The organism is Pseudomonas sp. SIMBA_067 (genome assembly GCF_046534675.1).
GTDB lineage: Bacteria > Pseudomonadota > Gammaproteobacteria > Pseudomonadales > Pseudomonadaceae > Aquipseudomonas > Aquipseudomonas putida.
In genome coordinates, this window is the sequence record NZ_JAWRYH010000681.1 from 1 (window position 1) to 261 (window position 261).

Consider the following 261-nt stretch of genomic DNA (forward strand, 5'->3'; position numbering starts at 1 on the left):
CTTATTAGCATTATGATAACTCCCCAAGATAAAAAGCTACTATCAGTATTAAAAACGAACGCTAGAGCAAGTATTTCTGACCTTGCAAGGCATTTAAATTTATCCCGCTCAACAGTGCAAAGTCGCATGCTTAAGTTGGAGCAAAGTGGTGTGATTAAAGGGTATAACGTTGACTTTGGAGATGATTTTTTAAATAGCTTAGTTTCTGCACATGTCTCAATAAAGGTCAAACAAAAGCTAACGACTAAAACCAACGTAGAG

Annotated in this window: 1 protein-coding gene; it reads left to right on the plus strand. The window is 36.4% G+C overall.

Annotated features, from left to right (window positions below; genetic code table 11):
• The coding region (locus SB765_RS30855; protein WP_410932651.1) for an Lrp/AsnC family transcriptional regulator at window positions 1–261 on the plus strand (261 nt) is incomplete at both ends.